General features: G+C 70.3%; 7 protein-coding genes. 5 read left to right on the top strand and 2 right to left on the bottom strand.

The features are described 5' to 3' along the window. The first annotated feature begins 88 nt into the window (after positions 1 to 88). Both ACIBH1_RS33025 and ACIBH1_RS33030 read left to right on the top strand, forming a co-directional pair. Complete coding sequence (locus ACIBH1_RS33025; protein ID WP_397317891.1) at positions 89 to 1,372, top strand: MFS transporter; 1,284 nt, start codon at positions 89 to 91, stop codon at positions 1,370 to 1,372. Continuing rightward, complete coding sequence (locus ACIBH1_RS33030) at positions 1,369 to 2,256, top strand: alpha/beta fold hydrolase (protein WP_397317893.1); 888 nt, start codon at positions 1,369 to 1,371, stop codon at positions 2,254 to 2,256. Before ACIBH1_RS33025 ends, ACIBH1_RS33030 begins: the two co-directional genes overlap by 4 nt. On the opposite strand, the gene ACIBH1_RS33035 is transcribed toward ACIBH1_RS33030, so the two are convergent. After that, the gene (locus ACIBH1_RS33035; RefSeq protein WP_397317894.1) at positions 2,241 to 4,223 is read right to left on the bottom strand and encodes a glycosyltransferase family 2 protein; all 1,983 of its coding nucleotides are present in this window, start codon (positions 4,221 to 4,223) and stop codon (positions 2,241 to 2,243) included. The two genes, ACIBH1_RS33030 and ACIBH1_RS33035, sit on opposite strands and share 16 nt — an antisense overlap. A 62-nt stretch (positions 4,224 to 4,285) precedes the next feature. Then, positions 4,286 to 4,942, bottom strand: coding sequence for a transglycosylase SLT domain-containing protein (locus ACIBH1_RS33040; RefSeq protein WP_397317895.1), 657 nt, complete (start codon positions 4,940 to 4,942; stop codon positions 4,286 to 4,288). Between the two features lie 176 nt (positions 4,943 to 5,118). Here ACIBH1_RS33040 and ACIBH1_RS33045 point away from each other — a divergent pair, with 176 nt between their 5' ends. The 3 genes from ACIBH1_RS33045 to ACIBH1_RS33055 all read left to right on the top strand — a co-directional run. Beyond that, entirely contained in the window at positions 5,119 to 5,793 is a 675-nt protein-coding gene (locus ACIBH1_RS33045; protein ID WP_181614382.1) for a response regulator transcription factor, read from the top strand. 5 nt (positions 5,794 to 5,798) lie between these two features. Further along, positions 5,799 to 7,214: an ATP-binding protein gene (locus ACIBH1_RS33050; protein ID WP_397317896.1), complete on the top strand. Its 1,416-nt coding sequence runs from the start codon at positions 5,799 to 5,801 to the stop codon at positions 7,212 to 7,214. Continuing rightward, positions 7,211 to 7,695: hypothetical protein (locus ACIBH1_RS33055; RefSeq protein WP_397317897.1), on the top strand; the 485-nt coding region annotated here is incomplete at its 3' end. The genes ACIBH1_RS33050 and ACIBH1_RS33055, both read left to right, overlap by 4 nt.

The raw sequence follows: 7,695 nt of genomic DNA on the forward strand, positions 1-7,695 counted from the left end.
CACGACTGTGGGAGATGCACCCATATGAGTGACCGGCATCACTTCATACCGTGAAGCCACTCCCCCCGGTGTCAAGAAACGGTGTGATATGTCGATCAAGAAGGTTGTAGGCGCGAGCCTCATCGGTACCACGATCGAGTGGTACGACTTCTTCCTGTACGGCTCTGCGGCCGCGCTCATCTTCCCCACGCTCTTCTTCCCCGAGAGCGACCCGACCGTCGCGACCATGCTCGCCTTCCTGACGTTCGCGCTGGGCTTCGTCGCCCGCCCGCTGGGCGGCATCATCTTCGGCCACTTCGGCGACCGGATCGGCCGCAAGACCCTGCTGGTCATCAGCCTGCTCATGATGGGCGGCGCCACGTTCGCGATCGGCCTGCTGCCGACCTACGCCAGCGTGGGCATCCTGGCCCCGATCCTGCTCGTGGCCCTGCGGCTCATCCAGGGCATCGCGATCGGCGGCGAGTGGGGCGGCGCGGTCCTGATCGTCTCCGAGCACGGCGACGCCGAGCGGCGCGGCTTCTGGGCCTCCTGGCCGCAGGCCGGCGTGGCCTGCGGCAACCTGCTGGCCACCGCGGTGCTCGCCGTCCTCGCGGCGGTCCAGAGCGAGGAGGCCTTCAACTCCTGGGGCTGGCGCGTGCCGTTCCTGCTCAGCGCGATCCTGGTGCTGGTGGGCATGTGGATCCGCCTGGCCATCGAGGAGCCGGCCGTCTTCAAGGAGGCCGTGGCCGACGCGCCCGCCAAGATGCCGCTGTTCGACGTCTTCCGCTACCACTGGCGTGACGTGCTCACCGCGCTCGGCGCCCGCTTCGTCGAGAACGTCTCCTACTACGTCATCACCGCGTTCGTCCTCGTCTACGCGGTGAAGAACGCGGGACTGACCAAGCCGATGGTGCTCAACTGCCTCATCATCGCCTCGGCCGCGCACCTGATCGTGATCCCGCTGTGGGGCGCACTGTCGGACCGCATCGGCCGCAAGCCCGTCTACCTGCTCGGCGCGGTCGGCGTGGGCCTGTGGTCGTTCGCCTTCTTCCCGCTGATCGACAGCAAGAACTTCGCCGCTGTGACGCTCGCGGTGACCGTCGGCCTGATCCTGCACGGCGCCATGTACGGCCCGCAGGCGGCCTACTTCTCCGAGCTGTTCGGTACCAAGGTGCGCTACTCGGGCGTCTCGGTCGGCTACCAGCTCGCCTCCATCGTCGCGGGCGGCCTGGCCCCCACGATCGCGCTGACACTGCTCGAAGGCTTCGGCTCGCCGCTGGCCGTCTCCGTCTACGTGGCGGCGGGTGCGGTGCTCACCGCGGTCACCGTCGCCGTCAGCCGGGAGACCAGGGGTCGCGACCTGCGCTCGCTTGACGAGAAGGTGAAGGTATGACCGTTCTCTTCGTCCACGGCAACATCTCCTCCAAGGCCTTCTGGGACGGCGTCCTGCCGCACATCCCGGGGGCGAAGGCGATCGACCTGCGCGGGTTCGGCGAGGCCGAGGCCCGCCCGGTCGACGCCACCCGCGGGGTGCGCGACTTCGTCGACGACGTGCTGGAGCACCTCCAGGAGCCCGCGCACCTGGTCGGCTGGTCGATGGGCGGCGGCGTGGTCATGCAGCTGCTGCGCGACCACCCGCACCTGGTCAAGAGCCTGATCCTGGTCAACCCGGTCTCGCCGTACGGGTTCGGCGGCACGACGGGCGCCGACGGCAAGCTCACCCACGCCGACGGCGCGGGGAGCGGCACCGCCAATCCCGACTTCGTGCGCTCGCTGGCCGACGGCGACCTGGAGGCGATGCGCCAGGTCTTCAACCTCGGCTACGTGAAGAACCCGGTCGAGGACGAGGACCGCTGGCTGCGCGAGATGCTCACCACCCGCGTCGGCGACGACCACTACCCCGGCGACGCGGTGCCCTCGGAGAACTGGCCAGGGGTCGCCCCCGGCCGCAGGGGCGTGCTCAACACGATGGCGCCGATCCACTTCAGGATCGACGACCTGCACGAGATCGACCCCAAGCCGCCGATCCTGTGGATCAGGGGCTCCGAGGACCAGATCGTCTCCGACGCCTCCCTGTTCGACATCGTCCACCTGGGCGCGATCGGCGCGGTGCCCGGCTGGGACGGCACGCCGGCCCAGCCGATGGTCACCCAGACCAGGGCGGTCCTGGAGCGCTACGGCGTCTACCGCGAGGTGGTCTTCGAGGACTGCGGCCACAGTCCCCACCTGGAGCAGCCCGAGCGCTTCGTCCAGGAGGTGCTTCAGTCCCTCAGGTAGCGGTGCTTGCCCGCCCGTGCCAGCCGTACGAGATGACGTGCGCCGGGCACCCGGCGGGCCAGCCGCCGCAGCGAGGTGTCGTGGTCGAGCTCGCCGCGGCGCTGGGGGTCGACCTGGGCGGCGGGGAGCACCTGCACGGTGCCCCCTCGCATCTGCAGGCCGAACCGTAGCCCGACCTCGCTGTCGCCGGTGCGCAGCGAGGTGAGCCAGGCCCCTGGGCCCAGGCTGTCGCGGCCCGGCAGCAGCCGCTTGACCGGCACCTTGGCCACGAGCTGTCCCGCGACCCTGCCGGGCACGCCCGGCTCGACCATCGCGGGCGCGCAGATCTCGCGCAGCCTGCCGGAGGCGGTGCGCAGGACCAGCTCCATCGCGGGGCCGCCGCTCGGCGGCACGTACGGCACGGGCAGCACGACGTACAGGTGGCCGCTCTGCCGGGTGACGCTTGCGCCAGGCGAGACGAGGGCGATCGACTCGGAGAACGAGCGCGGCTCGACGGCCAGGCCCAGCTCCCCCGCGTCACTCCAGCAGGGCACGATCAGGCGCTGGCGTGGCGCCAGGGCCAGCACGCCCAGGCAGGTGAGGGGGCCCTCCGGCCGCCTGACGCGGGTGCGGTCCTGGTGGGCTCCGCCGTACATGCGCACGTGGACCTCCCAGTGGCCGGTCTGCAGCGGCCCGCCCATGGCCGCGGTGGCCACGTCGACCCGTGCCTCGCCGACGATGCGCAGCCGGGTGCCCTCCTCCTCGGCCACCCGCTCGACCTCGAAGCCGACCGGCACGAAGTAGACCGCTCCGGTGACCTCGTTGCGCAGGTAGACCTCCATGCGGGCGCGGCTGACCGCCCCGGTCACGTCGGTGACCTCGGGCGTCATGCTCTTGGTCACCTGCGCGGGCGGGCACCAGTGCAGCCTGCCGTCCCGCTCGCGGAAGTAGACGGGCTGGTCGCGGTCGGCGAACAGTTCGACGGCCAGGCAGAGCACGAGGGTCTCGGCGTCCCAGCGCACCTCGCGCAGGTCGGCGTGGACCTTGGTGTGGCGCGCGGAGTTGGCCAGCGCCACCAGCTTGTCCACACGGCCCTCACGCAGCAGCGTGGCGGCCGCGCGCAGGTGGGCGGGCAGGTAACGGTCCAGGTGCTCGGGGAAACGTTCCAGCAGCAGCTCACGGTGCAGGGCGACCACCTTGCCGCGCTCCGACGACGATCCGGCGAAGCGGGCGCTCATGAAGGGCCGCAGCAGGGTGCTGCGCATCCAGTGGGCGTACATGCGCTCGCGCTGCCTGCCCTCGGTGTGCGCGTCGAGCACGTCCAGGAGCGTGCGCAGCTCGGCCAGGACGTTCTTGGGGTCCTCCGGCTGCTCGGCGCGCTCGCCCAGGTGGCAGCAGACCGGCTCCGCCATGACGGCGACGATCTTGGCCGTGAGGTAGGTCTGCAGCGCGAACGTCTGCTCGGCCAGCCTGCCTCCGGGTACGGCGAAGCCCAGCCGGTGCTCCTCCAGGAAGGCGCGCCGGTAGAGCTTGTGCGGAGTGAGCAGCGACAGCAGCTTGTCGCTGAGGATGTCGGCACGGTTGCGGTCGGCCTCGAAAGCCGTCAGCGGCGGCCCGCCGTCGCGCACCAGGCGGCCGACCAGCACGTCCGCCTCGCACTCCTGCGCCCGCCGGTACATCGCCGCCAGCGCGCCGCGTTCGAGCCGGTCGAGTTGGTCGAGCAGGTAGACGTAGCGGCCGTTGGCAGCCGCCATGCCCACGTTGAACCCGCGCACCCGCGAGCCGGTGTGCGGCAGGTGCAGCACCCGCACGTTGTTGCGCACCCCCGCGACGGTGTCGAGCCGCTCGGAGATGCCGTCCGTGGAGCCGTCGTCCACGAAGATCACTTCGTAGTGGTCGAGCGTCTGCTCGAGCACCGAGCGGATGCAGGGGTCCGCCCGATCTCCGGGGTTACAGATGTTGACGACCACGCTGACCTTGACGACCATGCCGCCAAGGGTGCGTCGTCAACCTCCGGGCACGCGCGCAGGCTTGCCGAGGCTGGGGGGTGTCAGTACCAGCCCTTGGCCTGGGAGTGGCCCCAAGCGCCGCACGGCGAGCCGTACCTGCCCTTGATGTAGCCCAGGCCCCACTTGATCTGGGTGGCCGGGTTGGTCTGCCAGTCGGAGCCGGCGCTGGCCATCTTGGTGCCGGGCAGCGACTGCGGGATGCCGTAGGCGCCGCTGTAGCGGTTCATCGCCCGCTCGTTCCAGCCGCTCTCCTTGTGCCACAACTTCTCCAGGCAGCCCCACTGCTCCTCGCCGAAGCCGAAGGAGGCCAGCATCTCCTTGGCGATCGCCTTGTTGCTGCCGGGGTCGGGGTCGCTGCCCGGGGGGAAGTTGACCGGCGGGAAGCCGTTGCCGCCGGGGGCCTGGTCCTTGACGTCGACGGGGTCGAGTTGCCGCTTGGCGCCGGCGTGGGCCTTGTCGAGCTGGTCCTTCTTGTAGGCCTGGACCGCCGCGGACTTCAGCTCGTCGTTCTCGGCGTCGGGGATGTAGCCCTGGGCGAGGGCGCCGATCTGCAGCGGGTCGACCGGGGTCACGGGTGCGTTGGCGTTCTGCACCGCCCGGTAGGCCACGAATCCCCCGCCGCCCAGCACGAACAGAACCGATGCGCCGGCGATGATCGCCCTCTTGGGGGCCTTGGACTTCGGGCGCTGTCTCAACACGCACCAGAGCTTGCCCTGTGGAGGGGGGTGGTCCGCAACCGAAACCCGACATTTAGTTGGCGCTCTCTGAAGAAACCACCTGGCTGCCGAGCGATTTATGTCCATTTGTGATGTTGGTCACATCACGGTTTCGTGACAGAACACGCATATAGACAAGAAGGATTAATAATGTGCGCGTGGCTGGCATCCTTTTGGTCGAAGACGACCCGTCCGTCCGGACTGCGCTCGAACTGGCGCTGACCCGGCAGGGACACTCCGTGACGTCCTACGCCACAGGGGAAGAGGCCCTCGACCACATCCGCTCGCGGCGCCCCGAGATCGCGATCCTCGACGTGATGCTGCCCGGCATCGACGGCGTCGAGGTGTGCCGCCGCATCAGGAGACTCGACCAGCTGCCGGTGATCCTGCTCACGGCCAGGGGCGACGACCTCGACGTGGTCGTCGGCCTGGAGGCGGGCGCCGACGACTACGTGGTCAAGCCGGTCGAGCCGCGCGTGCTGGACGCCCGCATCCGGGCCATCCTGCGCCGCGCCGAGTCGGCCGCCTCCGACCGCATCGCCTTCGGCGACCTCATGATCGACCGGGGAGCGCTGAAGGTCACCCTCGCCAACAAGGAGATCCACCTCACCCCGACGGAACTGCGGCTGCTGCTGGAACTGGTCCGCCACCCCGGCCAGGTACTCAACCGCCGCTACCTGCTGCGCGTCGTGTGGGACCACACCCACGTGGCCGACTCCCGGCTCGTCGACGCCTGCGTGCAGCGGGTGCGCGCCAAGATCGAGCCACGCCCCGCGGAACCCGTCTACATCCACACCGTGCGCGGCTTCGGCTACCGGTTCAGCCCCCCGTGATCCGCATGCCCGCCGGCCTTCGCGCGCGACTGGTGATCACGTTCACGGGGGTGGCCGTGATCTCGTCGGTCCTCGTCGCGAGCATCGGATTCGAGCTGGCCAAGAACGCGCTGATCAAGCGGACCGAGGACTCGTCCATCGAGCTGATGACCCGCCAGCTGCAGAAGATCGAGTTCCCCATCGGCAAGCTGCACGAGGGCGAGAGCGACGCCACCGACCTGGATCTGCAGCACCTGGCCGACCAGCTCGACACCCCCGGCAGTCACGTGATCCTGACCTACGGCCGCAACCTCTACAGCGACTCAGAGCACGTGATGACCGAGCACGACCTGCCCAGCGAGCTGCGCGGCAGGGCGGGCGGCGGCTTCGTGACCCAGCGCCGGGTGATCAGGAACGAGCTGTGGCTGATCGTCGGCACCGAGGTCAACCGGACCAACGAGATGGACAGCCTCGTCGAGGGCACCGGCCTTCGCGCGTTCATGTTCGTGCCGCTGAAGCACGACGAGCTGCAACTGGCCTTCCTGCGCCAGGCGCTCCTGCAGGCCGGCGGCATCACACTGCTCATCGCGCTCGCCGTGGCGCTGGCCTCGGCCCGGCGGGTGCTGCTGCCCGTGCGCCGGCTCAGCGCCGCCGCCCAGGCGCTCGGCGGCGGCCGGCTCGACACCCGCCTGCCCGTGCACGGCCAGGACGAGCTGGCCGAGCTCACCGTGCGGTTCAACGACGCCGCGGCGGCGCTGGAAACGAGCGTGGCGGAGCTGCGCGCGCTGGAGGCGATGTCGCGGCGCTTCGTCGCCGACGTCTCGCACGAGCTGCGCACCCCGCTGACCGCCATGACGGCGGTCGCCGACATGCTCTCCGAGGAGGCCGACCGGCTGCCCGACGAGCCCGCGGAAGCCGTACGGCTGGTGCTGCACGAAGTCGCCAGGCTGCGCGAGCTCGTCGAGCACCTCATCGAGGTCAGCAGGTTCGACGCGGGCACCGCCACACTCTCGCTGGAACCCGTCAACGTCGCCGACGCGATCGCCGACGCCCTCGACATGCGCGGCTGGAGCGAAAAGGTGCGGGTCAACACCCCGCAGAGCCTGACATTCAACCTGGACCCGCGCCGCTTCGACGTCATCGTCTCCAACCTCGTCGGCAACGCACTCAAGCACGGCGCTCCCCCGGTGCTGATCACCGCGCGCAGCACGGACAACGGCCTGGAGGTCAAGGTGCGCGACCACGGCAAGGGCATCCCGCTCAGCGCCATGCCCCACGTCTTCGACCGCTTCTACAAGGTCGGGGCGGGCCGGGCGCGCAGCCAGGGCAGCGGGCTGGGGCTGGCCATCGCCAGGGCCAACGCCAACCTGCACGGCGGCACCATCTCGGTGCGCGCCCAGCAGCCCGGCACCCTGTTCACGGTCTGGTTCCCGCCGGCATGAGACGCGTCCTCACCCTCGCCGCCACCGCCGCCCTGCTCGCGGGCTGCGGCATCGCGCCCAGCGACGTCACGGAGACCGGGATCCCCGCGCCGGTCGCGGCGATCCCCTCGCCCAAGAACTTCCTCGTGCTCTACAAGGGGAGCAAGCCGTACCGCGCGCCCATCAGGCTGCGCGACCCCGACTACGACTCGCTGCTGACGCAGCTGTTCGCCGACCGGCGCAAGGGCACCAACACGGCGCTGCAGGACCTGACGTTCGAGGGCTCGCGCACGACCCCGCGCAACGACGGCGGCGTCTCGCCGCGCGTCGAGGAGGAACGGCCCACCACGCTCGAGGTCTACATCAGTGGTGGGCGCCCCCCCCCCGCCGCCCCCCCCCCCCACCCCGCCCCCCCCCCCCCCCCAAAAAACAAAAACAAACAGGGCGGGGGGTTAAAAACGGGGGGCCCTGAACGGGCCAACCCCAAGAACCAGGGGGCCCA

The organism is Nonomuraea sp. NPDC050663 (genome assembly GCF_044456985.1).
GTDB lineage: Bacteria > Actinomycetota > Actinomycetes > Streptosporangiales > Streptosporangiaceae > Nonomuraea.

Coding starts and splice junctions, on each gene's coding strand:
- ACIBH1_RS33025 (WP_397317891.1), top strand. CDS start 89: ATGTCGATCAAGAAGGTTGTAGGCGCGAGCCTCATCGGTACCACGATC.
- ACIBH1_RS33030 (WP_397317893.1), top strand. CDS start 1,369: ATGACCGTTCTCTTCGTCCACGGCAACATCTCCTCCAAGGCCTTCTGG.
- ACIBH1_RS33035 (WP_397317894.1), bottom strand. CDS start 4,223: ATGGTCGTCAAGGTCAGCGTGGTCGTCAACATCTGTAACCCCGGAGAT.
- ACIBH1_RS33050 (WP_397317896.1), top strand. CDS start 5,799: ATGCCCGCCGGCCTTCGCGCGCGACTGGTGATCACGTTCACGGGGGTG.